Source organism: Thauera carbonicopians (assembly GCF_025699485.1).
Taxonomy (GTDB): domain Bacteria; phylum Pseudomonadota; class Gammaproteobacteria; order Burkholderiales; family Rhodocyclaceae; genus Thauera.
The window spans coordinates 435,295-459,379 of record NZ_JANUXN010000003.1 but is presented as its reverse complement, the minus strand read 5'-3'; the positions used below and the strand labels follow the sequence as shown (position 1 = coordinate 459,379).

The window sequence follows — 24,085 nt, the reverse complement described above, 5'->3', positions numbered from 1 at the left end:
AGGGGAAGTATGAAAACGGGCTTGATGGCGGCCGCGCTCTGCGCGGCCGGGATGTTGCTGCCGGCAGCGGCGCCGGCCCAGGTGTCGCGGGCTTTCGGCGACGACCGCATCGTCGCCGCTCACGAGGCCGTGCGCAAGGGGGACCGCGACACGCTCGACGTGCTCGCCGCCGAGTCCAGCCCGCACGTACTGGATGCCTACGTCCGCTACTGGCGCTTCGTCAATGTGCTGGCGCGCCCCGAACTGCCTCCCCCGGCGCAGGAACTCGACGCGTTCCTGCAGCGGGAAGCCGGTACCGTGCTGGCCGAGCGCCTGCGTGCCGAATGGCTGCGCCGCCTGGCGACGGACGGCGACTGGACACGCTTCGCGGCGCTCTACCCCGGCCTGCAGAATCCCGACCGCGAAATGCGCTGCACGGCCTGGACCGCCCGCCTGATGACCGGCGACACCCGCGCGCTCGACGAAGTCGCGCTGGAATGGCGCACACTGGACAATGCGCCGGCGGCCTGCGACACCGCGCTGCGCGCCACCCATGCCACCGGCCGGGTCGATGACGACGCGCTCTGGCGCCGTGCGCGCCATCAGGCCGACACGCGCAAACCCGACGATGCGCTGCTGAGCTGGAGCTGGCTACCTACCGAAATCGCGCCGGCCGCCGCCGATGCCGAACAGGCCTTGCGCTCTTCCGCCGCCTGGCTCGACCGCCTGCCGGCCAATTTCGCCGTCACCCGCGCCGGCCGGGAGCTCGTCCTCGCCGCGCTGACGCGCATCGCCTGGCAGGACGCCCGCCTCGCCCACGCCTGCCTGCTGCAGTTGCAGGACCGCCTCGGCAGCGAGGAGCGCGGCGACATCCAGGCCGTCATCGCCATGCATGCCGCCATCGACCAGATGCCCGAGGCGATGGCCTTCTATCGTGCGGTGGGCAATGCCGAGCTGACGCCGCTGCAGCGCGCCTGGCGCGTGCGCGCCGCGCTGCGGGCCGGAGACTGGGCCGCCGTCCGCACGGCCATCGAAGCGCTGCCGGAATCCGAGCGCCAGCAGCCCGAATGGACCTACTGGCTCGGGCGCGCGCATGCCGCGACCGGCCGCGCCGGCGACGCCGAGGCGCTGTTCAGCCATATTGCCGCCGAACCGCATTTCTACGGCATCCTCGCCGCCGAGGAACTCGGCCGGCCCTTTGCGCTTCCGGCGAGCGGGGACTCGCTTGCCGTGCCCCCGCTCGACGAGGCCGAAAACGATCCCGCCCTGCGCCGCGCCCTCGCACTGTACCGGCTCGGCCTGCGCACCGAAGCGACCCGTGAATGGAGCTGGGCCCTACGCGGCCGCGACGAAACCTTCCGCCTTGCCGCCGCCCACCTCGCGCTGCGCAACGAGCTCTACGACCGCGCCATCAACAGCGCCGAACTGTCCAACCCGCGCGCAAACTATGCGCTGCGCTTCCTGACCCCCTATCGCGAGCTGATCGAGCCGCAAGTGCATATGCAGGGCCTCGACCTGGGCTGGGTGTACGGCCTGATGCGGCAGGAAAGCCGCTTCGTCGTCCCGGCCCGCTCCAGCGCCGGCGCCCAGGGCCTGATGCAGGTGATGCCGGCAACCGGGAAATGGGTGGCGAACAAGATCGGCCTGCGCGGCTACCATCCCCGCCAGTTGAACGACCCCAACACCAACGTGCTGCTCGGCACCAGCTACATGCGCCTGATCCTGAACGACCTGGACGATCATCCGGTGCTGGCCAGCGCCGGCTACAACGCCGGCCCGGGGCGTGCCCGCCGCTGGCGCGACGACAAGCCGCTCGAAGCGGCCATCTACATCGAGACCATTCCCTTCAACGAGACGCGCGACTACGTCAAGAAGGTGATGGTCAATGCAATCATCTACGGCGCGATGTTCGAGCACCGGCCCCAGTCGCTGAAAACACGGCTGGGCGTGATCGGCCCGCGTCCGGCCAGCGAATGAACACAGCTTTTCCGATCGAGCAACAACAGCGAGTCCCTGCCATGAACATCAAACGCGTCGTCCTCATCGGCGGCACCGGCTTCGTCGGTCATGCCGTCGCCAACCGCCTCGTCGAAGCCGGCGTCCAGGTCGTCGTCCCCACCCGCCGCCGCAGCCGTGCCGGCCACGTCGTGCTGCTGCCGACGGTCGAGGCCGTCGAAGCCAATGTGCATGATCCCGCCACGCTGGAACGCCTGCTCGCCGGCGCCGACGCGGTGGTCAATCTGGTCGGCATCCTGCACTCGCGCGGCGGCGAGCCTTATGGCGCCGATTTCGCCCAGGCCCACGTCGAACTGCCGAAGAAGATCGTCACCGCCTGTCGCAATACCGGCGTGCGCCGGCTGGTGCACATCAGCGCGCTCGGCGCCAGCGCCGACGGCCCGTCCGGCTACCAGCGCTCCAAGGCCGCAGGCGAAGCGGCGATCCGCAGCACCGGCGCCGACCTCGACTGGGTCATCCTGCGGCCCTCGGTGATCTTCGGCCGCGACGACCGCTTCCTGAACCTGTTCGCCGATCTCGCCTCGACTTTCCCGATACTGCCGCTGGCCGGCGCCGATACCCGCTTCCAGCCGGTCTACGTCGAAGACGTCGCCGAAGTCGTCTGGCGCAGCCTGGACACGCCGGGCGCGGCCGGCCAGATCTTCGACGTCGCCGGCCCCCGGGTTTACACCCTGCGCCAGCTCGTCGAATACGTTTCCGCCCAGATCGGCAAGCCGCGCCCGGTGATCGGCCTGCCGGAAGGCCTGGCGATGCTGCAGGCCAGCCTGCTGGAGCTCGCCCCCCAGCCGCTGATGAGCCGCGACAACGTCCGCTCGATGCGCGTCGACAACGTCACCGACGGCGCGCCGCTGCCTTTCGGCCTGCAGCCGACCGCCATCGAAGCGGTGGTGCCGAGCTGGCTGGGCGATGGAACCGTCCGCTCGCGCTACTATCCCTTCCGGCGCCACGCGCGACGCTGACGCGCGTAGCTGACACGCATCGCAGCCCACCACCCTCACCACCCGGAGTCGGCCATGAAACTCATCATCGGCAACAAGAACTACTCGTCCTGGTCCCTGCGCGCCTGGCTCGCCGCGCGCGAAGGCGGCTTCAGCTTCGGGGAAATCGACATCCCGCTGTTCATCCCGGGCAGCCGCGAGCGCATCCTGGCGCACTCGCCCTCGGGCAAGGTGCCCTGCCTCAACGACAACGGCGTGCTGGTATGGGATTCGCTGGCGATCGGCGAATACCTCGCCGAGAAGCAGCCCGCGCTGCTGCCCGCCGACGCTACCGCGCGTGCCACCGCCCGTTCGGTCACCGCGGAAATGCACTCCGGCTTCCAGGCCCTGCGCAGCAAGATGCCGATGAACATCCGCAAGGACTACCGCGGCTTCGGCCACACGCCGGAAGTCGATGCCGACATCGCCCGCATCACCGCGATCTGGAACGACTGCCGCGCCCGCTTCGGCCAGGGCGGCCCCTACCTGTTCGGCCGCTTCAGCCTCGCCGACGCCGCCTTCGCGCCGGTCTGCTTCCGCTTCCAGACCTATGGCGTGCAGCCGGACGGCGCCGCCGGCGAATACCTCGCCACGATGCTGGCCAACCCGCACATGCAGGACTGGGCGGCGGCGGCACGCGCCGAAACCGAATCGATCCCGGCCGAGGACCTGTACGACTGATGCAGTGCTACGTGGTGGGCGGCGCGGTGCGCGACGCCCTGCTCGGGCTGCCGGTCACCGACCATGACTGGGTGGTAGTCGGCGCCACTCCCGAGGACATGCTGACCCGGGGCTTCCGCCCGGTGGGCAAGGATTTCCCGGTCTTCCTGCATCCGCAGACCCAGGAGGAATACGCCCTCGCCCGCACCGAACGCAAGTCAGGCAAGGGCTATGCCGGCTTCGTCTGCCATGCTTCGCCCGAGGTCACGCTCGAAGAGGATCTGCTGCGCCGCGACCTGACGATCAACGCCATCGCGCGCGACGCCGACGGCAGCCTGATCGACCCCTACGGCGGCGTCCGCGATCTCGAAGCCCGGGTGTTCCGCCACGTCTCGCCGGCCTTCGCCGAGGACCCGCTGCGCATCCTGCGGGTGGCGCGCTTCGCCGCACGCTACGCCGACTTCGACACCGCGCCGGAAACGCTCGCGCTGATGCGCCGGATGGTCGAGGCCGGCGAAGTCGACCACCTCGTCGCCGAGCGGGTGTGGCAGGAGTTCGCCCGCGGCCTGATGGAGGACAAGCCTTCGCGCATGATCCGCAGCCTGCGCGACTGCGGCGCCCTCGCCCACATCCTGCCGGAAGTGGACAAGCTGTTCGGCGTGCCCCAGCCCGCCCAGCACCACCCCGAGATCGACACCGGCGAGCACGTCATGATGGTCATCGACCATGCCGCCGCCACCCGGCAGCCGCTCGCCGTGCGCTGGGCCTGCCTGCTGCACGATCTCGGCAAGGGCGACACGCCGGCCGGCATCCTGCCGCACCACTACGGCCACGAGCAGGCCAGCGCGCGGCGCGCGCGTGAAGTGTCGATACGGCTGAAAGCGCCGGCCGACTGCCGCGACCTTGCGGAAATGGTCGCGCGCGAGCACGGCATCTTCGGCCAGGCGGCGATCCTGCGGCCCGAGACCATGGTCAAGGTGCTGGAGCGCTGCGACGCCTTGCGGCGCCCCGAACGCTTCGCGCTCGCGCTCGATGCGGCGGCTTGCGATTACTTCGGCCGCGGCGGCGGCCCGCGGCCGGAATGGGCGCCGCGCGCGGCCTGGCTGGCGGCGCTGGACGCGGTGCGCCGCCTCGACGCCGGCGCGATCGCGCGCGGCTGCGCCAACAAGGAACGGATACCGCAGGCGATCCACGCCGCCCGGGTCGACGCGGTGCGCGCGCTCGGCCTCCGCGCTTCTGCCGCCAGCCCGAATCCGGCAAACATTACGCGAACGTGAACCACTCGGCTTGGCGCCGTGGCAGGCTGCGTGCAAGAATCGGCCTGCGATTTCAGGCGCAACAGCGCAGACACCACAGCGGATACGACACCCCTCAAGAACAAAAAGCGCATCACGCCTCTTCTCCGCCGAGCACGAGCGCCCCTGCGCCGTGCCTGCCGCCCTCTTCCCCAGGAGCCCAAATGAACACTCGCCGCTTCGGTGATCTCGAAGTCCTCTGCCACTCGCCCGCCACCCCGGTCCATTCGACGCCGCTGCTGTTCGTGCACGGCGCCTACGTCTCGGCCTGGTGTTGGGAAGAGCACTTCCAGCCCTGGTTCGCCTCGCGCGGCTGGACGTCCTACGCGGTGTCGCTGTCCGGCCACGGCTTCAGCCGGCAGCGGGAGCATCTCGACACCTACTCCATCGACGACTACGTGCGCGACGTCGCCGAAGTGGCCGCGTCGCTGCCGGCGGCGCCGGTGCTGATCGGCCATTCGATGGGCGGCCTGGTGGTGCAGAAATACCTCGAGCGGCACGACGCGCCCGCAGCCGTACTGATGTCCTCGGTACCGCCGCAAGGCCTGATGAGTTCGGCGCTCGGCCTGATGATGCAGCGCCCCACGCTGATGAGCGACCTCAACCGCATCATGGCCGGCAACGACATCGACATCAGCAGCCTGCGCGAGGCGCTGTTCCACCAGCCGGTGGACGCCCGCGACCTGCAGCGCTACTACACCCTGTGCCAACCCGAATCGCACCGCGCGATCTGGGACATGACGCTGTTCAACCTGCCCAACCCGATGCAGGTGCGCAAGGTGCCGATGCTGATCCTCGGCGCCGAGCACGACACCCTGATCCCGCCCGACCAGGTGCGGATGACCGCCATGACCTACGGCCGCCAGGCGGAAATCTTCCCCGGCATGGGGCACGGCCTGATGCTCGAGCGCGACTGGGAAAAAGTCGCCGAGCGCATCGCCGCCTGGCTGCAGGAACAGCGCTGCTGAAGCGGCGTGCCGCCGGCGGCACGCCTACAGGGTGTGCAGCCGGTCGCCGCGGGTGAAGCCCCGCAGCGGTTCGGCCATGCCGCGGCCGAGCGCCAGCACCTTGAACAGTTCGCCCATCTCCTGCGGTGCCGTCAGCCGCTGCACCGCCCGCGCTGCGCGGATGTAGTCGGCGCTTTCCTGCGGGCCGCGCCGCGCCAGGCAGTCGAGCACGCCGCAGTTGAACAGGAAATGGGCCTGGGAGGTGTAGCCCAGCACGTCCAGCCCCGCCGCGAAGCCCGCTTCCGCCACCGCGGTGAAATCGACGAAGGTCGTGATGTCGTTCAGCCCCGGCCACAGGAAGGGATCGCCGTGGGCATGGTGGCGGTAGTAGCACAGCAAGGTGCCGCCGGAGCGCGAAGGCAGGTAGTACTCGGCGCGCGGGTAGCCGTAGTCGATCAGCAGCATCGCCCCGCGCTCCAGCCGCTCGGCCCAGGCCGCCACCCAGGCGCCTCCGGCCAGATTCAGCTCGGTCACGTATTCGCCGCTGGCGGGTGCGGGCAGCTCCAGCGCCTGCGCGGCATCGCGCACCGCGCCGGCCGCCGGCACGTCGGCCCAGCACAGGCGGCGCCCGCCGGCACCGTCGTCGGCAAGCCCCACGCCGCGCTCGAACAGGCCGTCCGCGCGCGAAGCCAGCAGATGCACCGGCATCACGTCCAGCACTTCGTTCGCCACCACCGCGCCGCTGAAGCGCCCGGGCAGTTCGTCCAGCCAGCGCACCCGCGCGGCCAGATGCGGCGCCTTCTGCGCCAGGGTGTCGAACTGGCGCTCGCGTAGTTCGCCCGACAGTTCGAGAATGCCGTAGTGCTCGGGCAGGCAGCCGCGGCGCTCCAGTTCGAGCAGCAGGTCGGTGGCGAGCAGGCCGGTGCCGGCGCCGACTTCGATCACCTGCGGCGCGCTCGCCCGCATCACCTGTTCGACCTGGGCGGCCAGCGCCTGGCCGAACAGCGGCGTGAGTTCGGGCGCGGTGATGAAATCGCCGCCGGGGCCGAACTTTCGCGCGCCGCCGCTGTAATAGCCCAGGCCCGGTGCGTACAGCACCCGCTCCATGTAGCGGGAAAACGGCAGCCAGCCGCCGGCAGCATCGATGTCGGCCTCGACGAGTCGGAGCAGGCGGGAGCTCTGGTCGAGCGCATCGGCGGAGGGCTGGGGCAATGAGGACATGGGCGCGGCAGGCAGTGAAACGGAAGTGCGGGATTGTACCGGCAAGCCCGATCGTCCATGCTCATGCCGTGGGCAGACCAAAACCTTCGACAGCTCGATCCGACATGACGCTTTTCGATCCTTCCAAGACCGATCCGAACGCACCCGCCACGGGCAGCGCACCCGTCGTCCTCGTCACCGGCGCCGCCCGCCGCGTCGGTGCCGAGATCGCCCGCCAGCTGCACGCCGCCGGCGCCCGCGTCGTGCTGCACTACCGCAACAGCGGCGACGAGGCGGAAAGGCTCGCGGCGGAACTGAACAGGCAACGCGCCGGCTCGGCCGCCACCGTCGGTGGCGATCTCGCCCGTTTCGGCGCCGCCGACGAAGTCGCCGCCGCCGCCCTCGCCCGCTTCGGCCGCATCGACGGGCTGGTGAACAACGCCTCCAGCTTCTTCCCCACGCCGCTCGGCCACATCGACCGCGCCGCCTGGGACGAACTGGTCGGCTCGAACCTGATGGGTCCGCTGTTCCTGTCGCAGGCGCTGGCGCCCGAGATCCGGCATCGGCACGGCGCCGTCGTCAACATCGTCGATATCCACGCCGAACGGCCGCTGCCGCACTACCCGGTGTACAGTGCGGCCAAGGCCGGCCTGGCCGGTCTGACCCGCGCACTGGCGATCGAGCTGGCGCCCGAAGCGCGCGTCAACGGCATATCGCCGGGGCCGATCGAATGGCCGGAAGACGGCCAGTTCTCCGCCGAGGAACGCCGGCGGATCATCGGCGACACCCTGCTCAAGCGCATCGGCTCGGCGGCGGACATCGCCCGCACGGTGCGCTTCCTGATCTTCGATGCGCCCTACGTCACCGGCCAGATCATCGCCGTCGATGGCGGCCGCAGCGCCCACCTGTAGGCCAGCCGGGCAGCGCCAAGTGTATAATTCTTCGCTTTTTTCGCCGACCGAGCCGACCCGTGAGTGCAGCCACCGCCCCGCTTGAAACCCTCGCCCCCGCCGTCGATGCCGGGCCGGAAACCCGCCATTCGAACACCTTCCTGCGGCTGAAGAAGAAGCTCGAACGCAGCGTCGGCGAAGCGATCGGCGACTACGACATGATCGGCGACGGCGATACCGTGATGGTCTGCATCTCGGGCGGCAAGGATTCCTACACGCTGCTGTCCTGCCTGCTGGCGCTGCGCGAACGCGCACCGGTCGACTTCCGCATCGTGGCGATGAACCTCGACCAGAAGCAGCCCGGCTTCCCCGACCACATCCTGCCGGCCTATTTCGAATCCATCGGCGTCGAATACCGCATCGTCACCGAGGACACCTATTCCATCGTCAAGGACAAGATCCCGGAAGGCAAGACCACCTGCTCGCTGTGCTCGCGCCTGCGCCGCGGCATCATCTACCGCACCGCGAAGGAGATCGGCGCCACCCGCATCGCGCTCGGCCACCATCGCGACGACATTCTGGAAACCCTGTTCCTGAACATGTTCTTCGGCGGCAAGATCAAGGCCATGCCGCCCAAGCTCGTCAGCGACGACGGCAACCACGTCGTGATCCGGCCGCTGGCCTACTGCACCGAAGCCGAGATCGCCCGCTTCGCCCGCGCGATGGACTTCCCCATCATCCCGTGCAACCTGTGCGGCTCGCAGGAGAACGCCCAGCGCAAGCAGATCAAGGCGATGCTGCAGGGCTGGGCGCGCGACTTCCCCGGCCGCATCGAATCGCTGGCGACCTCGCTGAAGAACGTCGTGCCCTCGCACCTGGCCGATCAGCGCCTGTTCGATTTCACCGGTCTCACGCAGCAGACGGAAGTGGAGGAAGGCGACACCGCCTTCGACCCGCCCGAACTGCCGCGCCTAGTGCCACAAGCCGTCCGGATCGTGTCGCGGCTGCAGGATGCGGACTGAAGCCGCTGCCCCGGCGAGGGCTTGCGCAACAGGCCGCATTTCAACATCATTGGACGCTGCCACGCACGCTCCCTGCATCCAGACGACATCGAAGCCATGCCCGACCGCAAGAACCTCTGCGTGCTCGCCGCCAATGCGCTTGCCGACGACAGCTTCGTCGCACGCCTCGGCAGCACGGAAGCCAGCCATGCGGCCGAACGCTGCCTGAACCGCATCGAGCGCGCGATCGCTGCACACGGCGGCCGGATGCTGCAGCAGCAGGGCCGCTCGATCGTCGCGGCCTTCGAGCGCTGCGACACCGGCGTGCTCGCGGCGAGCGACATGCTCGAGCGGATCAGGAACCTGCCGAGCATGAACGGGCTGCGCCAGCCGGTGCGGATCGGCCTGCACTACGGCATCGTCGATCCGTCGCAGGGATCGGGAGAAGGCATCGACATCGCCCGGCGCATCGCCGCCCACGCCGAATCGGAGCAGGCGCTGGCCAGCAGCACCGCCGTGCTGCTGCTGACGCCCGCCGCCCGCCACACCGCAAGCGCCCATCCGCTGCAGGCACCGGCGCTGCAGGCGCTCGACTGGCCGATCTACGCCATCGGCCAGCGCATGGGTACGGTGACGTCCATCCCGCCCACCGCACGACTGTCGCAGCGCCTGCGCCTGCGCCACCAGCAGGACGTCGTGTTCGTCGAGGAACAGCGGCCGGTCCTGCTGCTGGGCCGCGAACTGGGCAACGACATCGTGATCATGGACCCTCGCGCCTCGCGCCAGCATGCGCGCATCGAGCGGCAGCGCGAGGGCTTCACCCTCATCGACGAAAGCACCAACGGCACTTTCGTGTCGGTCGAAGGCGGCGAGGAACGCCGCATCCGTCACGACAAGCTGGTGCTGCGCGGCCCCGGCCGGATCGGCTGTGGCTTCTCCGCCGATGAAATCGAGCGCGACCTGGTGTTCTTCGACATCGTCTGAGACCGCGCCCCCGCCACGCCCTCTCCCGGCGCCCACGAAGCATTGCGCCGCCTTCCCGCCCTTGGCGGGTCGGCGGCGCATGTCGAGAAAAAACCTGTCAGGCCTTGGTGCACTCGGCAATGAAAGCCTTGCGCTTGGCGCCGGTCAGCGACTGCTCGGTCGCCGCCTGGTTGCAGGCCTTCTTCTTGTCGACACCGTCATCCGGCATCGCAGCCCGGGAAACCGGCTGCTCGTCGGCGACCGGCACAGCGGCTGCGGCCCCCGTCTCCGCCGCGACGTGCTTGCCCTTCAGGCAAGTGCTCATGAACGCTTTCCGCTCATCGCCTTTCAGCTCCTGCGCCTTGGCTTCGGCATTGCAGTTCCTCATGCGCTCGTGCTGCGGATTGGCCAGTGCATCGGCAGGAGCCAGCATCAGGACGGCAAGGCTGGCGACAAGAGCATGCAATGTGTTCTTCATCATCGAATCTCCTCTGGTTTGCGCAGCATGGCTGCGGCCAGATTCTGCTTTTGTCATATTCATATGTCAATTAAATTGAATCGAATGTCATCGTCAACAGCACACCGCCGCCCCTGCCATGGGCGCTGACACCGATCTCGCCCTGCTCGGCTCGCTGACGCTTGCCGCCTTCCTCGCCGCAACGCTGCTGCCCGGCGGCTCGGAAGCGGTGTTCGCCGGCCTCGTCGCCCTTCGGCCGGACCTGAGCCTGCCCGCACTCGCGCTGGCGACCCTCGGCAACACCGCAGGCGGCATGAGCACCTACGCCCTCGGCCGCCTGCTGCCGCGCAAGGAGCTGCCGCCGCGGCTCGAACTGGTGCGCCGCCACGGCAGCCTGATCCTGCTGCTGTCCTGGGTGCCGCTGATCGGCGACGCGCTGTGCGCCGCAGCCGGCGTGCTGCGCCTGAACTGGCTTGCCTGCATGGCCTGGATGGCTCTTGGAAAGGGTTTGCGCTACGGTGCGATCGCCTGGCTGATGGCGTGAGGAAGCCTTGCAAGCAAGCATCGCGCACTGGAGCCTGGCCCATACTGCCCCACTGACAGGAGCCTCTTCCGCATGGAAACCGTGGACGTCGTAGTGATCGGCGCCGGCGTGGTCGGCCTCGCCTGCGCCAGCGCGCTGGCCGAGGCCGGCCGCGAAGTGCTGATCGTGGAGCGCGAGCACTGCATCGGCAGCGGCATCAGTTCGCGCAACAGCGAAGTGATCCATGCCGGCCTCTATTACCCGCCCGGCTCGCTGAAAGCACGGCTGTGCGTGGAAGGACGGCAACGCCTGTACGCCTATTGCGCGCAGCGCGGGGTAGCCCATGCCCGCTGCGGCAAGCTGGTGGTCGCCAGCCGCGAGGCTCAGCTCGATGCACTGCAGGAGATCGCCGGCCGCGCACGCCAGAACGGCGTGGACGACCTGCGCCTGCTCGATCGCGCCGAGATCGCCGAACTCGAACCGGCACTCGACGCCGAAGCAGGCCTGCTGTCGCCCTCCACCGGCATCGTCGACAGCCACGGTCTGATGCTCGCCCTGCTCGGCGATGCCGAAGACCACGGCGCAATGCTGGCACTCGGCAGCCCAGTGGAAGGCGGTGCCGCCGACGGCGGCGGCATCGTACTGGAGATCGGCGGCAAGGCGCCGATGACGCTGCGCACGCGCTGCGTGATCAATGCGGCCGGCCTGGATGCGGTGGCACTCAGCAGCGCCATCCGCAGCGCAGCGTCGGCGCAGGCGCCGCAGGCTCATTTCGCCCGCGGCGTGTATTTCGGCTACAGCGGCAAGGCACCGTTCTCGCGCCTGATCTATCCGATTCCCGAGCCGGGCGGGCTGGGCGTGCATCTGACCCTGGATCTGGGCGGCCAGGCCAGGTTCGGCCCGGACGTCGAGTGGATCGTACACCCCGACTACCATGTCGACCCGGCCAGGGCCGCGCGCTTCGCCGACGCGATCCGCAACTGGTGGCCGGCGCTCGACGCCGATCGCCTGCAGCCCGGCTATGCCGGTGTGCGGCCCAAGATCGTCGGCCCCGGCCAGGCGGACGCGGATTTCCGCATCGACGGTCCGGCACGGCACGGTGTGGCCGGGCTGGTCCATCTGTACGGCATCGAATCGCCCGGGCTGACCGCTTCGCTGGCGATCGGCGCCCACGTGGCGAAGCTGGTGAGCGGCTGATCCCCACCGCACGCTGAACCGGCTCCTGCATGCCGATGCGTGCCCACGCTCCCGGTAAGGTCTTGTTTTTTGCTGCATGGTGCACTGCGGTCGGCTAAAATGGCACGTTCCCCAGCAGCAGCTCTCCCGGTATCCCGATGACCCAACGCCTGCGCGAAATTCCGTACAACTACACTTCGTTCTCGGATCGCGAGATCGTCATGCGCCTGCTCGGCAGCGAAGCCTGGGCGGTGCTCGATGAGCTGCGCGCGGAGCGCGTCACCGGCCGTTCGGCGCGCATGCTGTACGAAGTCCTCGGCGACATCTGGGTGGTGCGCCGCAACCCCTATCTCGAGGACGACCTGCTCGACAGCCGCGAACGGCGCGAGGCGCTGATCGGCGCGCTGAACCACCGCCTCAACGAAATCGAGAAGCGCCGCCAGGGCAACGACCGCGTGACCTTGCTGATTGCGCGCACCCGCGATGCCATCTCCAGCTTCGAGAGCTGGTTCGACGCCACCGCGCGGCGGCGCAAGTCGGTGCTCAAGGCGCTGTCGCGCCACACCCGGCGCGACAACATCTGCTTCGACGGCCACGCCCGCGTATCGCACGTCACCGACGCTACCGACTGGCGCGTCGAGTACCCCTTCGTCGTGCTCTATCCCGACACCGAGGAAGAGATGGCGCCGCTGGTGCGCGAGTGCATCAGCCTCGGCCTCACCATCATTCCGCGCGGCGGCGGCACCGGCTACACCGGCGGCGCGGTGCCGCTGGACGCCGACTCGGTGGTGATCAACACCGAGAAGCTGATCGCCATCGGCACGGTCGAGGACATGGTGCTGCCCGATGCCGAAGGCAAGCCGATGGATTCGCCCTACGCGACGATCCGCACCGGCGCCGGCGTCGTCACCGAGCGCGTGTCCGAGGCCGCCGCGCTGGCCGGCCGCGTGTTCGCGGTCGACCCGACGTCGGCCAGCGCCTCCTGTGTGGGCGGCAACATCGCGATGAATGCCGGCGGCAAGAAGGCCGTGCTGTGGGGCACCGCACTCGACAACCTGGCGTGGTGGAAGATGGTCACGCCGGACGGCAACTGGCTGGAAGTCGAGCGCCTCGACCACAACTTCGGCAAGATCCACGAACAGCACACCGCGCGCTTCCGCCTGCGCCGCTTCGACGGCTTCACCTACGCGCCGCTGGGCGAGGAGCTGCTGTCGATGCCTGGCGCCCACTGCCGCAAGGACGGCCTGGGCAAGGACGTCACCGACAAGTTCCTCGGCGGCATCCCGGGCGTGCAGAAGGAAGGCACGGACGGCCTGATCGTCGCTGCGCGCTGGGTGCTGCACAAGATGCCGCCGATCACCCGCACCGTGTGCCTGGAGTTCTTCGGCCAGGTGCGCGAGGCGGTGCCGGCGATCGTCGAGATCACCGACTGGTTCAAGCCGGGCGGCGCCGGCAACCTCGCCGGCGTGCTGCTGGCCGGCCTCGAGCACCTCGACGAGCGCTACGTGAAGGCGGTCGGCTACGCCACCAAGGCCAAGCGCCACGGCCGGCCGAAGATGGTGCTGATCGGCGACATCGTCGGCTTCGACGAGAACGCGGTGATGCAGGCCGCCTCCGAAGTCGTGCGCATGACCAACAGCCGCGGCGCCGAAGGCTTCATCGCCGTCAGCCCCGAGCAGCGCAAGCGCTTCTGGCTCGAACGCAGCCGCACCGCGGCGATCTCGCGCCACACCAACGCCTTCAAGATCAACGAGGACGTGGTCATTCCGCTGCCGCGCATGGGCGAGTACTGCGACGGCATCGAGCGCATCAACATCGAACTGTCGCTGCAGAACAAGATCGAGCTGTGCGACACGCTGGAAACTTTCCTGCGTGGCGAGTTGCCGCTCGAGGTCAAGGACGAGATCGTCGACCGTGAGACGCTGATCGCCGATCACCGCGCCCAGGCGCTGGCCTACGTCGCCGCGGTGCGGCGGCGCTGGCAGTGGCTGCTCGACAACCTCGACCTGCCGCTGGCCGAAGCCGAGCCGCAGTTCGCCGACTACGGCATCGACGCCGGCGAGCTGAGTAACCGCGCCGCCGATCCGGTGCTGTTCCACCGCCTGCAGGATTACTCCATCCGCGTGTCGTGGAAGACCGAGCTGCGCCCGCTGCTCGAACAGGTCTTCGACGGCGCGCTGTTCGCCCGCATCCTGGCCCGCATCGCCGACATCCACCGCGAAGTGCTGCGCGGCCGCGTCTTCGTCGCGCTGCACATGCACGCCGGCGACGGCAACGTGCACACCAACCTGCCGGTCAACTCCGACCACTACGAGATGCTGCAGACCGCCAACCGCGCGGTCGACCGCATCATGGCGCTGGCGCGCAGCCTGGACGGCGTGATCTCGGGCGAGCACGGCATCGGCATCACCAAGCTCGACTACCTCACCGACGAGGAGATGGCGAGCTTCTGGGCCTACAAGCAGAAGGTCGACCCCGAGGGCCGCTTCAACCGCGGCAAGCTGATGCGCAAGGGGCCGGTCAAGGGCAACCTCGACAACGCCTACACGCCCAGCTTCAACCTGATGGGGCACGAGTCCCTGATCATGGAGCAGACCGACGTCGGCGACATCGCCCACGACATCAAGGACTGCCTGCGCTGCGGCAAGTGCAAGCCGGTGTGCTCGACCCACGTGCCGCGCGCCAACCTGCTGTACAGCCCGCGCAACAAGATCCTGTCGACCTCGCTGCTGATCGAGGCCTTCCTGTACGAGGAACAGACCCGCCGCGGCGTGTCGCTGGCGCACTGGGCCGAGTTCGAGGACGTCGCCGACCACTGCACGATCTGCCACAAGTGCGAGAAGCCCTGTCCGGTGGACATCGACTTCGGCGACGTCTCGATCAAGATGCGCAACCTGCTGCGCAAGCAGGGCAAGAAGTCGTTCAACCCGGGCAAGGCGGCGGCGATGGCCTTCCTGACCATCAAGGACCCGGCGACGATCAAGGCCATGCGCGTCGGCATGATGGGCTGGGGCTACAAGGCCCAGCGCTGGGCGCACGGCATGGCGAAGAAGTTCGGCCTGATCCAGCCGCAGCTGAAAGCGCCGCCGGCGACGCTCGGCAAGCCGCCGGTCAAGGCCCAGGTGATCCACTTCATCAACAAGCCGATGCCCGGCAACCTGCCCAAGCGCACCAGCCGCGCGCTGCTCGACATCGAGGACGACAAGGTCATCCCGGTGATCCGCGACCCGCGCAAGGTCAACGGCCCCGACTACAACGGCGACGCCGTGTTCTACTTCCCCGGCTGCGGCTCCGAGCGCCTGTTCAGCCAGGTCGGCCTGGCCACCCAGGCCATGCTCTACCACGTCGGCGCCCAGACCGTGCTGCCGCCGGGCTACCTGTGCTGCGGCTACCCGCAGACGGCCGCCGGCGAAGACGAAAAGGGCCAGAAGATCACCACCGACAACCGCGTGCTGTTCCACCGCGTCGCCAACACGCTGAACTATCTCGACATCAAGACCGTGATCGTGTCCTGCGGCACCTGCATGGATCAGTTGCAGAAGTACGAGTTCGAGAAGATCTTCCCCGGCTGCCGGCTGCTCGACATCCACGAGTACCTGATGGAGAAAGGCGTCAAGCTCGATGGCGTGCAGGGCGTGAAATACATGTACCACGAGCCCTGCCACACGCCGATGAAGGTGCACTCCGGCATCAAGGTGGCCAATGAACTGATGGGCACGCGCGTCGACCTGTCCGACCGCTGCTGCGGCGAATCCGGCACGCTCGCCGTCGCCCGCCCCGACATCTCGACCCAGGTGCGCTTCCGCAAGCAGGAAGAGATCGAGAAGGGCGCGGCCAGGCTGCGCGAGGACGACCCCGACGCCCGCATCAAGCTGCTGACCTCCTGCCCGAGCTGCCTGCAGGGCATGCACCGCTACGCCAACGACGCTGGCGGCGTCGAGCCCGACTACATCGTGATCGAACTCGCCCGCCACCTGCTCGGCGAGAACTGGCTGCCCGACTACGTCAGCAAGGCCAACAACGGCGGCATCGAGCGCGTGCTGCTGTAGGCGGAGGCGACGCAGCAAAACAAAGGGCCGGGATCGCAAGACCCCGGCCCTTTGCATTCGACCCTGCTACAACAAGGCTGGACGAGCCAGCCATCGCGCCGGGCAGCGCAGCTTCAGCCTTCGGCAGCTTCGCTGGGGTGGGTGCGGTCCCACAGCGCACGCAGCGCTTCGCTCGCGGTCAGGCGCAGGCGATGGCGGACGATGCTGCTGACCTCGGTATCGCCCGGGTTGATCTCCACCGTCGGCACGCCGTCCTGCGCCGCCCATACGACGGGCCCGGCAATGTAGGGAAAGACGCTGGTGGTGCCGATCGAGACCACCAGATCGAGCCCCTGCTGCAGCACGTGCTCCAGGCGCTCCAGCGCATGCTGCGGCAACTGCTCGCCGAACAGCACGATGTCCGGCCGCATGATGCCGCCGCAGCGCGGACATTCGGGCGGGATCTGCAGCCCGGCGTAGTCGGCCACCCGGCGCGCATTCATGCAGTCGTCGCAGCGCAGGCGGTGCACCGTGCCGTGCATCTCGATCAGCTTGCGCGAGCCGGCATCGGCATGCAGGCCGTCGACGTTCTGCGTCAGCACGCAGACCATCGACTTCTCCTGCTCGAGCGCGGCGATCAGGCGATGCGCGGTATTGGGGCGGGCGCCGCGGCAGTTGGCCTCGATCTCGGCGATGTATTTCCACGAGACCTCGGGCCGCAGCGCCATCATCTCGCCCGACAGCGCTTCCTCGATCGTCAGCCCTTCGGCCGTCAGGCGCTCGTGGTACAGGCCGCCGATGCCGCGGTAAGTGGGCAGGCCGGAATCGGCCGAGATGCCCGCGCCGGTGATGAAGAGAATGCGTTGCGCCCGGGCCAGCAGCGCGGCGACGCGGTCCAGTTCGGAATCCGGATGATCGCGGTACATGGCGGGAAGAGCTCAGTGCCCCCCGGGCTGCGAGGCAGAAGAGGCGGGCGAGGTCAGCTCGATGTAGCGCTGCCGGTCTTCGTCGAAACGGTCGAGTATCGCCGAGCGCTCGCGCATCTTGGCATCGATCACGCTGCGCTGGGCGACGATCTCGCCGTCCAGGCTGCGGATGTTCTCCTCGATCACCGGATCGGCCTGGCCCTCGCCCGCCCGCGACGCTTCCTCGATCAGCTCGTGCTGGCGCTCGATCAGTTCGGCCTCGCGCTGGCGCAGGACCTGGATGGACTTGTCCAGCGCACCGATTTCCCGGTCGCGCCGCTCGTCGAGATGCTGCAGGCTGCGATAGGTTTCGAGCAGGGCCTCGTCCATGCGCTGCTGCTTCAGGCGAACCGCCTCCTGGGCGCGGCGCTCCCGTTCCAGCGCATTGCGCCGGGCGATCTCCTCGGTGGTCAAGGGTGCCGGCACGATGCGGCGCACGGTACCCGATGGATTCATCTCGCGATAGGCGCGGCCATAGCAGACAGGGGGCAGGATGTCGCCGCAGACCGCCTGGCTGCCGACGTCGCAGCAATAGATCACGCGCCCGCCTTGCGCCTGGGCCAGCGCCCCATCGACCGCCATCAGCGCCGCAGCGGCCAGCACGCCCGCCAGCACGCCCCTGCCGGACGACTGCTCAGTTCGACGCAATGCCATATTGTTCGCGGTAGGCCTGCACTGCACCCAGGTTCGCCGCAAGCTCGGGACTGTCGGCCAGGTAGGCGATCAGGTCTTCGAGCGTCGCCACCGCGATCACCGGAATGCCGAACTGCTCGCGCACTTCCTGCACCGCCGACAGCGCCCCCTTGCCGCGCTCCATGCGATCGAGGGCGATCACCACGCCTGCCGGCGTCGCGCCCGCGGCACGGATGATCTCCACCGACTCGCGCACCGAAGTGCCGGCCGAGATCACGTCGTCGAGGATCAGCACGCCGCCCTTCAGCGGCGCGCCGATCAGGGTGCCGCCTTCGCCATGGTCCTTGGCTTCCTTGCGGTTGAAGGCGAAAGGCAGGTCGATGCCTTCTTCGACGAGGCGGATCGCCGTGCCGGCGACCAGCGGGATCCCCTTGTAGGCCGGGCCGAAGAGCATGTCGCAGGCCACGCCCGAAGCACGGATCGCCCGCGCGTAATAGCCGCACAGCTCGCGGAAGGAGGCACCGTCGTCGAACAGACCGGCATTGAAGAAATACGGCGAGTTGCGCCCCGCCTTGGTCACGAAGGCGCCGAAGCGCAGCACCCCCTTGCGACAGGCAAGCGCGATGAAATCCCGGCTAAAATCCACGGCTGTCCGGCTGCTGTGCAGCATTTCTGGAAAGTATCCATGTTACGCATCATCTCCCTCAACCTCAACGGCATCCGCTCCGCAGTCAGCAAGGGTTACCTGGAATGGCTGCCCCGCCAGCAGGCCGACATCGTCTGCATGCAGGAGCTGAAAGCGCAGGCCGGCGACCTGAGCGCGGAGATGCGCGCGCCGGCAGGCATGAAGGGTTGGTTCCATCACGCCGAGAAGAAGGGCTACAGCGGCGTCGGCATCTACAGCCGCATCGAGCCGGACCGCGTCGTCGAAGGCCTGGGCATCGCCGACATCGACGCCGAAGGCCGTTTCCTGCAGCTCGATTTCGGCAAGCTCTCGGTGGTGTCGCTGTACCTGCCGTCGGGCTCCAGCTCAGAAGAGCGGCTGCAGATCAAGTTCGGTTTCATGGACCGCTTCCTGCCGCACATGGCCGCGCTCGCCGCCAGCGGCCAGGAAGTCGTGGTGTGCGGCGACTGGAACATCGCCCACCGCGAGATCGACCTGAAAAACTGGAAATCGAACCAGAAGAACTCGGGCTTCCTGCCCGAGGAACGCGCCTGGCTCAGCCGCCTGTTCGACGAGCAGGGCTGGATCGACGTCTATCGCCGGCTGCACCCCGAGGCCACCGATGCCTGCTACACGTGGTGGTCGAACCGCGGCCAGGCCTGGGCGAAGAACGTCGGCTGGCGGCTGGACTACCAGATCGCCACGCCCGGCCTGGCCGACACCGCCGCCGCCGCGGCGATCTACAAAGAACAGCGCTTCTCGGACCACGCGCCGCTGACCGTCGACTACGACTGGGCGCCATAGGGCGCACCGTTTCAGCGGCGGCGCGCGATCACGAGCTGGTAGAGGCCGCCGAAGCGGGTCTCCTTGTGCCATTCGAAGTCGCCCGCCTCGTCGGCGAGCGTTTCCAGCGGCACGTCGAGCAGGGATTCGGCGAAGGGCTCGAGCCAGCGGAACACGCCCGCCATCACCGGCGCCAGCGGATGCCAGGCGCGCGGCCGGTGGTAATCAACGAACACCGCGCGGCCGCCGGGCTTCACCGCCGCGAGCAGATTGGCGACGATGCGCCGCCGCTCGGCCTCGGGCACCTCGTGGAGCAGGAAGAAACAGCACACGGCGTCATGGCGTGTGGGCAGGGGATCGACGAGGTCGGCCACTTCGGCGTCGGCCTGCGGCAGGCCGGCGAGCTTGCGCCGCACGTTGTCGATCTGGATCGGCGCCACGTCGCGGATCGACAGGCGCCCCTGCGGGCCGACGCGCCGCGCCAGCATCGGCGAGAAATCGCCATACACGCAGGCCGCCTGCAAGACATGCTCGCCCGGCGCGAACTGCGCCGCCGCCCAGCGCATCAGGCGGCCGGCGTTGCCCCACAGGATCGCCGACACCACCGGCGCCCGGTCCAGCCAGGGCATGGTGCGCGGGCTCAGGTAAGCCCAGGTATAGGTGCGGCGCAGATATTCCGGCAGCTTCGCGCCGGACATCTTGTTACCGGCCAGCGGCACGGATTCGGTATGTATGCTCATCGGGCAGAGGGAAAGGGAATTGCTGCCTGGCTGGCCGCCCGCCACACGGATGGCGTATCCGGACGATGCCGTCAGGCTGTTGGTCTTCATCGGACTATACGCGGTTTTGCGCCGCACCAACCCTCCGGCGCCAGCACTGGCGCCCATTTCAGGGCACGCGCCCATTTTTTGTTACCCGCTTTTGCATTGCCTTTGCCCCCCTGCGGCGTTAGCCTGTGGATGGGCGCGCAGAAGCGCGATCATTCATGACGGATGAACAAGGAGAGATACCATGGCCAAAGCTGCAATCCCCTCGAAAGACAAGCTCGTCGATGATCTCAAGGCCATCATCACCGACGCTGAAGATCTGCTTGCCCTGACCGCCGACCAGACCGGCGACAAGCTGGGCGACCTTCGCGGCCGCATCACCGAACGCCTCGCCGCTGCCAAGGACAAGCTGTCCGACGCCGAAGCCGCGCTGATCGATTCGAGCAAGAAAGCTGCCCGCGCCACCGACGACTACGTGCATGAGCACCCCTGGCAGTCGCTGGGCGTCGCCGCCGGCGTCGCCTTCCTGCTCGGCCTGCTCGCCAGCCGCCGCTGACGCCGAAGATGGAGCAGGCCCGCAAGCCGCGCCTGGCCGGACGCCTGCGCGGCATCGCCGATGCCGCGCTGCAGACACTGCAGACGCGGCTCGAACTGCTGGCGCTCGAGGCGCAGGAAGAAAAACTGCGCCTCGCCCGCCTGGCGATCAACATCGTGCTGTGCGGACTGCTGCTGGGCTTCGGCCTGGTCTTCCTGATGGTGTTCCTGACCGTGCTGTTCTGGGAGGAGCACCGCCTGCTCGCACTCGGCCTGTCGACCGCGATCTGCCTCGGCGGTGCACTATTCACCGCCACCAACGTGGCGCGCGAATTCAAGCAGGGCAGCCGGCTGTTCGCCGCCAGCCTCGCCGAACTCGCCCGCGACCGGGATGCCCTGCGCGCACCCGACGACGACAACTGAACGGCTTTCCGCCATGGACCCGCGACTCGTCGACATCGCCCTGCGCAAGCAGCGCCTGCAGCTTCGCGCCGAGGCCCAGCGCGAAGACATGACGGCACGCCTGGCCGGCATCGAAGCCGGCCTGTCGCGCCTCGACGTCGTGCGCGACCAGTTGTCGTGGGCGAAGGAGAAGGTACCGCTGCTGTCGATCGGCGTGATCACCGTGCTGCTGTTCAAACCTCGCCTCACCTTGCGCCTGGCCCGGCGCGCCTGGCTGGGCTGGCTGCTGCTGCGCCAGGCGCGCGGCAGCCGTCTGCTGCCGTTCGCCGTCCCGGTGCTGCGGCGCCTGCTGCGCTCGCTGAAGCGCGCGCTGTCGGCCTGAACGGCGCCATCGTTTCCCGCTTGCCGCCCGGCCGGCGGCCTCATTGCCCGGAAACAAGGTCCGCCACGGCACGCCGCAGATCAGTCGTGGCGTGTGCCGAAGATCTTGTCGCCCGCATCGCCGAGCCCGGGAATGATGTAGCCTTGCTCATCGAGGTGGCTGTCGATGCTGGCCGTGAAGACATCGACATCCGGATGCTGCGCGTTCATCAGCGCGATGCCCTCGGGCGCCGCCACCAGTACCAGCGCGCGAACCTGCCTGCAGCCCTTGCGCTTGAGCATATCGACCGTCGCCGCCATCGAGCCGCCGGTGGCCAGCATCGGGTCGATGATCAGCGCCATCCGCTCGTCGAGCTGGCCGACGAACTTCTCGAAGTACGGCACCGGCTGCAGGGTTTCCTCGTCGCGTGCAATACCGACCACGCTGACCTTGGCGCTCGGCACCATGTCGAGCACCCCGTCGAGCATCCCCAGCCCCGCGCGCAGGATGGGCACCACGGTGACCTTCTTGCCCTTGATCCGCTCGATCCGGACCGGACCCGCCCAGCCGTCGATTTCGACCGTTTCCAGCGGGAAATCCTTGCAGGCCTCATAGGCCAGCAGGCGCGCGATCTCGGCCGTGAGCTCGCGGAATTTCTTGGTGCTGATGTCGCCTTCACGCATCAGGCCGATCTTGTGGCGCACGAGCGGGTGGCGGATTTCGTGGATGGGCATGGCGGTTCCAGGCAACAGGGCAAAGATCCGCTTCTTCTACCGCACAGCCGGAACCCACACAAGGACATGCAGCACCATATGCCGCCGCCGTTTCCAGTTCGGCGCTAGAATGACGAGCCCGAACATTCGCCAGGCGCGGCTCCGCGGCCCATCGACATGCAAGCAGATCTGGAAGAAATCAAACGCGCCCGCGAGGAAGCGGACTGTCTCGCCGACGGTGCCACCGTGGAAGCGGCGCTCGACCGCATGGCAGCGGAAATCACCGCGCGCCTGGCCGATCGCAATCCGCTGGTCTATACGGTGATGAACGGCGGCCTCATCCTCGCCGGACGCATCCTGCCACGCCTGCTGTTCCCGCTCGAAGTCGCCTACCTGCACGCCACCCGCTACGGCCATGCGCTGCAGGGCACCCAGCTCGACTGGCGCGTGCGCCCGACCCAGGATCTGCGCGGCCGCAGCGTGCTGGTGCTGGACGACATCCTCGACGAAGGCCACACGCTGAAGGCCATCATCGAGCACCTGAAGGAAGAAGGCGCCGCCGAAGTGCTGTCCGCGGTGCTGGTGCACAAGCTGCACGAGCGCAAGGCCAGCCCCGGCATGCGTGCCGATTTCAGCGGCCTCGACGTCGCCGACCGCTTCCTGTTCGGCTGCGGCATGGACTACAAGGGCTACTGGCGCAACGCGCCGGGCATCTACGCCGTCAAAGGCCTGTAAGACCGACCCTGACCACCAGGAGAATCGCCATGCTCTACACCTTCAAGTCTTCCGCCAGCGCCGACGTGCTGATGCTGGGCGACTCGGCGAAGAAGCTCATCGCCATCATGGGCAAGGACGCTGCCGACAGCCAGGGCATCGTCACGGTCGAACAGTTGCCGGACGCGATCGTCTGCCTGCGCACCGCGATCGAGGAAGACCGCGCGCGCCAGGCCGAACTCGAACGCCAGCGCACCGAACAGGATGTTGCCGCCGACCGCGAAGCCGGCCGCACCGGCATGGCGGCGCCGGTCGGGCTCGCGCAGCGCGCCTGGCCGCTGCTCGACATGCTCGAAACCGCGCAGAAGGAAGCAGTGCCGGTGACCTGGGGGACTTGAGCCGGCGTGCGTGCGGTACCGCGGCATCAGACCCGCTGCCCGCAGCGGGTGCAGAAAACCTGGCCAGGCGCAATCCGGTGGCCACAGGCGACGCAGAACTGCGGCCGCGCGGGTGTAGGCGGCGCGGCGGGCGCCACCAAGGCCTCGATCGCTGCCGCCAGGCGCTTGACGCCGTCGGCGAAGTAGGGCTCGGGCGGGATGATCACGGCATTGATCGAGGGCAGCGCCGCGAGCGAGGCCGGCAAGTCCTCGCGCGCGGGCATCCTGGCCTGCTTGACGAGCACCGGCACCAGTGGCAGCGCCAGGCCGAGCGCAGTCTCGAGCTCGAAGCGCACCGGATCGTCGGCCTGATCGAGGCGGCGGCGGCCCTGGCGATCGGTAGCCTCGGCCCATTGCGGACCGATGATCGCCACCATCGCATGCGCGACCCGGATCGTTTCCTCGACCTTGCGCACGAAGTCCATGCCGGCCGGGATCGAGTCGACGTCGCGGAAGATCGCGTGTTCGCCGAAGCACATGCCGAGCCGGTCGCGGATACGGCCGGTGATGTGTTCGGTGTCGTCGCGGCGGTAGGACAGGAAGATCATCGGCTCGGCGCTCGCCTGCAGGCGCGGCGGAGGCGTGATGCGGTCCGCTGCTGCGGTCGCGGAGCCGGCTGCAGGCGCCTCGGCCACTTCGGTGCCGACGACGCTCAGGTAGAAATAGTCGCTTGGTGACAGCATCGAACCGAACGCTGCGCCCAGCCCGCGCAAGGACAGTCCACTCTGGCCGAGCAAGGGCGCTCTTTCGCCGCATTCCAGGCGCACGGTCTGGCCCGCACGCAATTCGAGCATCAGCGGCAGGCTCTTGTAGAAATCCATCTCCACACCGATCTCGTGGGCGCCGGCCGGCAAGGCATAGCGCCGCGTAGCACCCGCTTCGAGGCTGTCCACCTTGCGGCCATCGATGAGCACGCCGTAGCTGCGCAGCACGTTCACCGCCGCGCGCGGGCGGGTAAGTTCAATGGCGGCCAGCGGGGCACTCACGAGTCCGGGCTCCC

Annotated in this window: 25 protein-coding genes; 17 read left to right on the top strand and 8 right to left on the bottom strand. The window is 68.5% G+C overall.

Annotation, left to right across the window (positions count from 1 at the left end; translation table 11 throughout):
- The first annotated feature begins 9 nt into the window (after positions 1–9).
- The 5 genes from NX068_RS07140 to NX068_RS07120 all read left to right on the top strand — a co-directional run bounded on the left by NX068_RS07140 (position 10) and on the right by NX068_RS07120 (position 5,895).
- Entirely contained in the window at positions 10–1,956 is a 1,947-nt protein-coding gene (locus tag NX068_RS07140) for a lytic transglycosylase domain-containing protein (RefSeq protein WP_263460595.1), read from the top strand.
- Positions 1,957–1,997: 41 nt separating this feature from the next.
- Positions 1,998–2,954 carry a complex I NDUFA9 subunit family protein gene (locus NX068_RS07135; protein WP_263460594.1) on the top strand — a complete coding sequence of 319 codons (957 nt, stop codon included), beginning with the start codon at positions 1,998–2,000 and terminating at the stop codon, positions 2,952–2,954.
- Between the two features lie 54 nt (positions 2,955–3,008).
- Positions 3,009–3,653: a glutathione S-transferase family protein gene (locus NX068_RS07130; RefSeq protein ID WP_263460593.1), complete on the top strand. Its 645-nt coding sequence runs from the start codon at positions 3,009–3,011 to the stop codon at positions 3,651–3,653.
- Entirely contained in the window at positions 3,653–4,909 is a 1,257-nt protein-coding gene (locus NX068_RS07125) for a multifunctional CCA addition/repair protein (RefSeq protein WP_263460592.1), read from the top strand. The genes NX068_RS07130 and NX068_RS07125 overlap by 1 nt, the downstream gene beginning before the upstream one ends.
- A 182-nt stretch (positions 4,910–5,091) precedes the next feature.
- Entirely contained in the window at positions 5,092–5,895 is an 804-nt protein-coding gene (locus NX068_RS07120) for an alpha/beta hydrolase (protein ID WP_263460591.1), read from the top strand.
- Positions 5,896–5,919: 24 nt separating this feature from the next.
- On the opposite strand, the gene NX068_RS07115 is transcribed toward NX068_RS07120, so the two are convergent.
- Positions 5,920–7,095: a class I SAM-dependent methyltransferase gene (locus NX068_RS07115; RefSeq protein ID WP_263460590.1), complete on the bottom strand. Its 1,176-nt coding sequence runs from the start codon at positions 7,093–7,095 to the stop codon at positions 5,920–5,922.
- Between the two features lie 104 nt (positions 7,096–7,199).
- Here NX068_RS07115 and NX068_RS07110 point away from each other — a divergent pair, with 104 nt between their 5' ends.
- From NX068_RS07110 to NX068_RS07100, 3 genes are all read left to right on the top strand, one after another.
- A complete protein-coding gene (locus NX068_RS07110; protein WP_263460589.1) occupies positions 7,200–7,985 on the top strand; it encodes a pteridine reductase in 786 nt (261 codons plus the stop codon).
- A 59-nt stretch (positions 7,986–8,044) separates the two neighbouring features.
- Positions 8,045–8,986 carry a tRNA 2-thiocytidine(32) synthetase TtcA gene (ttcA, locus tag NX068_RS07105; RefSeq protein ID WP_263460588.1) on the top strand — a complete coding sequence of 314 codons (942 nt, stop codon included), beginning with the start codon at positions 8,045–8,047 and terminating at the stop codon, positions 8,984–8,986.
- 96 nt (positions 8,987–9,082) lie between these two features.
- Positions 9,083–9,949 carry an FHA domain-containing protein gene (locus NX068_RS07100; RefSeq protein ID WP_263460587.1) on the top strand — a complete coding sequence of 289 codons (867 nt, stop codon included), beginning with the start codon at positions 9,083–9,085 and terminating at the stop codon, positions 9,947–9,949.
- A gap of 97 nt (positions 9,950–10,046) precedes the next feature.
- Here NX068_RS07100 and NX068_RS07095 read toward each other — a convergent pair whose 3' ends face one another.
- Complete coding sequence (locus NX068_RS07095; RefSeq protein WP_263460586.1) at positions 10,047–10,409, bottom strand: PsiF family protein; 363 nt, start codon at positions 10,407–10,409, stop codon at positions 10,047–10,049.
- Positions 10,410–10,524: 115 nt separating this feature from the next.
- Between NX068_RS07095 and NX068_RS07090 the strand changes: the two genes are divergently transcribed.
- The 3 genes from NX068_RS07090 to NX068_RS07080 all read left to right on the top strand — a co-directional run bounded on the left by NX068_RS07090 (position 10,525) and on the right by NX068_RS07080 (position 16,133).
- The gene (locus NX068_RS07090; protein WP_263460585.1) at positions 10,525–10,929 is read left to right on the top strand and encodes a YqaA family protein; all 405 of its coding nucleotides are present in this window, start codon (positions 10,525–10,527) and stop codon (positions 10,927–10,929) included.
- A gap of 72 nt (positions 10,930–11,001) precedes the next feature.
- Positions 11,002–12,105, top strand: a complete 1,104-nt coding sequence (locus tag NX068_RS07085; protein WP_263460584.1) for an NAD(P)/FAD-dependent oxidoreductase — start codon at positions 11,002–11,004, stop codon at positions 12,103–12,105.
- 137 nt (positions 12,106–12,242) lie between these two features.
- Positions 12,243–16,133 carry a DUF3683 domain-containing protein gene (locus NX068_RS07080; protein ID WP_263460583.1) on the top strand — a complete coding sequence of 1,297 codons (3,891 nt, stop codon included), beginning with the start codon at positions 12,243–12,245 and terminating at the stop codon, positions 16,131–16,133.
- Positions 16,134–16,246: 113 nt separating this feature from the next.
- On the opposite strand, the gene NX068_RS07075 is transcribed toward NX068_RS07080, so the two are convergent.
- From NX068_RS07075 to pyrE, 3 genes are read right to left on the bottom strand one after another with little or no spacing between them, the layout of a single operon-like run.
- A complete protein-coding gene (locus NX068_RS07075; protein ID WP_263460582.1) occupies positions 16,247–17,038 on the bottom strand; it encodes an NAD-dependent deacylase in 792 nt (263 codons plus the stop codon).
- 12 nt (positions 17,039–17,050) lie between these two features.
- On the bottom strand, positions 17,051–17,731 hold the full coding sequence (locus tag NX068_RS07070) for a hypothetical protein (RefSeq protein ID WP_263460581.1): 681 nt from the start codon (positions 17,729–17,731) through the stop codon (positions 17,051–17,053).
- Entirely contained in the window at positions 17,712–18,356 is a 645-nt protein-coding gene (pyrE, locus tag NX068_RS07065; protein WP_263460580.1) for an orotate phosphoribosyltransferase, read from the bottom strand. Before pyrE ends, NX068_RS07070 begins: the two co-directional genes overlap by 20 nt.
- 39 nt (positions 18,357–18,395) lie before the next feature.
- On the opposite strand from pyrE, the gene NX068_RS07060 reads away from it, so the two are divergent.
- Entirely contained in the window at positions 18,396–19,178 is a 783-nt protein-coding gene (locus NX068_RS07060) for an exodeoxyribonuclease III (protein ID WP_263460579.1), read from the top strand.
- Positions 19,179–19,189: 11 nt separating this feature from the next.
- Here NX068_RS07060 and rquA read toward each other — a convergent pair whose 3' ends face one another.
- On the bottom strand, positions 19,190–19,897 hold the full coding sequence (gene rquA / locus NX068_RS07055; RefSeq protein WP_263460644.1) for a rhodoquinone biosynthesis methyltransferase RquA: 708 nt from the start codon (positions 19,895–19,897) through the stop codon (positions 19,190–19,192).
- Between the two features lie 271 nt (positions 19,898–20,168).
- On the opposite strand from rquA, the gene NX068_RS07050 reads away from it, so the two are divergent.
- Genes NX068_RS07050 through NX068_RS07040 form a run of 3 tightly spaced genes read left to right on the top strand, consistent with a single transcriptional unit; the run spans position 20,169 to position 21,242 of the window.
- On the top strand, positions 20,169–20,480 hold the full coding sequence (locus NX068_RS07050) for an ElaB/YgaM/YqjD family protein (RefSeq protein ID WP_263460578.1): 312 nt from the start codon (positions 20,169–20,171) through the stop codon (positions 20,478–20,480).
- Positions 20,481–20,488: 8 nt separating this feature from the next.
- Positions 20,489–20,881, top strand: a complete 393-nt coding sequence (locus tag NX068_RS07045; RefSeq protein WP_263460577.1) for a phage holin family protein — start codon at positions 20,489–20,491, stop codon at positions 20,879–20,881.
- 13 nt (positions 20,882–20,894) lie between these two features.
- Positions 20,895–21,242, top strand: coding sequence for a YqjK family protein (locus NX068_RS07040; protein ID WP_263460576.1), 348 nt, complete (start codon positions 20,895–20,897; stop codon positions 21,240–21,242).
- Between the two features lie 80 nt (positions 21,243–21,322).
- Here NX068_RS07040 and upp read toward each other — a convergent pair whose 3' ends face one another.
- The gene (gene upp / locus NX068_RS07035) at positions 21,323–21,955 is read right to left on the bottom strand and encodes a uracil phosphoribosyltransferase (protein WP_263460575.1); all 633 of its coding nucleotides are present in this window, start codon (positions 21,953–21,955) and stop codon (positions 21,323–21,325) included.
- A gap of 156 nt (positions 21,956–22,111) precedes the next feature.
- Between upp and NX068_RS07030 the strand changes: the two genes are divergently transcribed.
- Both NX068_RS07030 and NX068_RS07025 read left to right on the top strand, forming a co-directional pair.
- On the top strand, positions 22,112–22,669 hold the full coding sequence (locus NX068_RS07030; RefSeq protein ID WP_263460574.1) for a hypoxanthine-guanine phosphoribosyltransferase: 558 nt from the start codon (positions 22,112–22,114) through the stop codon (positions 22,667–22,669).
- Positions 22,670–22,698: 29 nt separating this feature from the next.
- Positions 22,699–23,046, top strand: a complete 348-nt coding sequence (locus NX068_RS07025; protein WP_263460573.1) for a DUF1840 domain-containing protein — start codon at positions 22,699–22,701, stop codon at positions 23,044–23,046.
- A gap of 26 nt (positions 23,047–23,072) precedes the next feature.
- Here the strand turns inward: NX068_RS07025 and NX068_RS21185 are convergent, their stop codons facing one another.
- Positions 23,073–24,071, bottom strand: coding sequence for a TIR domain-containing protein (locus NX068_RS21185; protein WP_263460572.1), 999 nt, complete (start codon positions 24,069–24,071; stop codon positions 23,073–23,075).
- Positions 24,072–24,085: the final 14 nt, after the last annotated feature.

Coding starts and splice junctions, on each gene's coding strand:
- NX068_RS07085 (WP_263460584.1), top strand. CDS start 11,002: ATGGAAACCGTGGACGTCGTAGTGATCGGCGCCGGCGTGGTCGGCCTC.
- NX068_RS07125 (WP_263460592.1), top strand. CDS start 3,653: ATGCAGTGCTACGTGGTGGGCGGCGCGGTGCGCGACGCCCTGCTCGGG.
- upp (WP_263460575.1), bottom strand. CDS start 21,955: ATGCCCATCCACGAAATCCGCCACCCGCTCGTGCGCCACAAGATCGGC.
- NX068_RS07130 (WP_263460593.1), top strand. CDS start 3,009: ATGAAACTCATCATCGGCAACAAGAACTACTCGTCCTGGTCCCTGCGC.
- NX068_RS07110 (WP_263460589.1), top strand. CDS start 7,200: ATGACGCTTTTCGATCCTTCCAAGACCGATCCGAACGCACCCGCCACG.
- NX068_RS07025 (WP_263460573.1), top strand. CDS start 22,699: ATGCTCTACACCTTCAAGTCTTCCGCCAGCGCCGACGTGCTGATGCTG.
- NX068_RS07030 (WP_263460574.1), top strand. CDS start 22,112: ATGCAAGCAGATCTGGAAGAAATCAAACGCGCCCGCGAGGAAGCGGAC.
- NX068_RS07140 (WP_263460595.1), top strand. CDS start 10: ATGAAAACGGGCTTGATGGCGGCCGCGCTCTGCGCGGCCGGGATGTTG.
- NX068_RS07050 (WP_263460578.1), top strand. CDS start 20,169: ATGGCCAAAGCTGCAATCCCCTCGAAAGACAAGCTCGTCGATGATCTC.
- NX068_RS07060 (WP_263460579.1), top strand. CDS start 18,396: ATGTTACGCATCATCTCCCTCAACCTCAACGGCATCCGCTCCGCAGTC.
- NX068_RS07045 (WP_263460577.1), top strand. CDS start 20,489: ATGGAGCAGGCCCGCAAGCCGCGCCTGGCCGGACGCCTGCGCGGCATC.
- NX068_RS07070 (WP_263460581.1), bottom strand. CDS start 17,731: ATGGCATTGCGTCGAACTGAGCAGTCGTCCGGCAGGGGCGTGCTGGCG.
- NX068_RS07115 (WP_263460590.1), bottom strand. CDS start 7,095: ATGTCCTCATTGCCCCAGCCCTCCGCCGATGCGCTCGACCAGAGCTCC.
- rquA (WP_263460644.1), bottom strand. CDS start 19,897: ATGAGCATACATACCGAATCCGTGCCGCTGGCCGGTAACAAGATGTCC.
- NX068_RS07075 (WP_263460582.1), bottom strand. CDS start 17,038: ATGTACCGCGATCATCCGGATTCCGAACTGGACCGCGTCGCCGCGCTG.
- NX068_RS07090 (WP_263460585.1), top strand. CDS start 10,525: ATGGGCGCTGACACCGATCTCGCCCTGCTCGGCTCGCTGACGCTTGCC.
- NX068_RS07080 (WP_263460583.1), top strand. CDS start 12,243: ATGACCCAACGCCTGCGCGAAATTCCGTACAACTACACTTCGTTCTCG.
- NX068_RS07120 (WP_263460591.1), top strand. CDS start 5,092: ATGAACACTCGCCGCTTCGGTGATCTCGAAGTCCTCTGCCACTCGCCC.
- NX068_RS07135 (WP_263460594.1), top strand. CDS start 1,998: ATGAACATCAAACGCGTCGTCCTCATCGGCGGCACCGGCTTCGTCGGT.
- NX068_RS07095 (WP_263460586.1), bottom strand. CDS start 10,409: ATGATGAAGAACACATTGCATGCTCTTGTCGCCAGCCTTGCCGTCCTG.
- NX068_RS07040 (WP_263460576.1), top strand. CDS start 20,895: ATGGACCCGCGACTCGTCGACATCGCCCTGCGCAAGCAGCGCCTGCAG.
- NX068_RS07100 (WP_263460587.1), top strand. CDS start 9,083: ATGCCCGACCGCAAGAACCTCTGCGTGCTCGCCGCCAATGCGCTTGCC.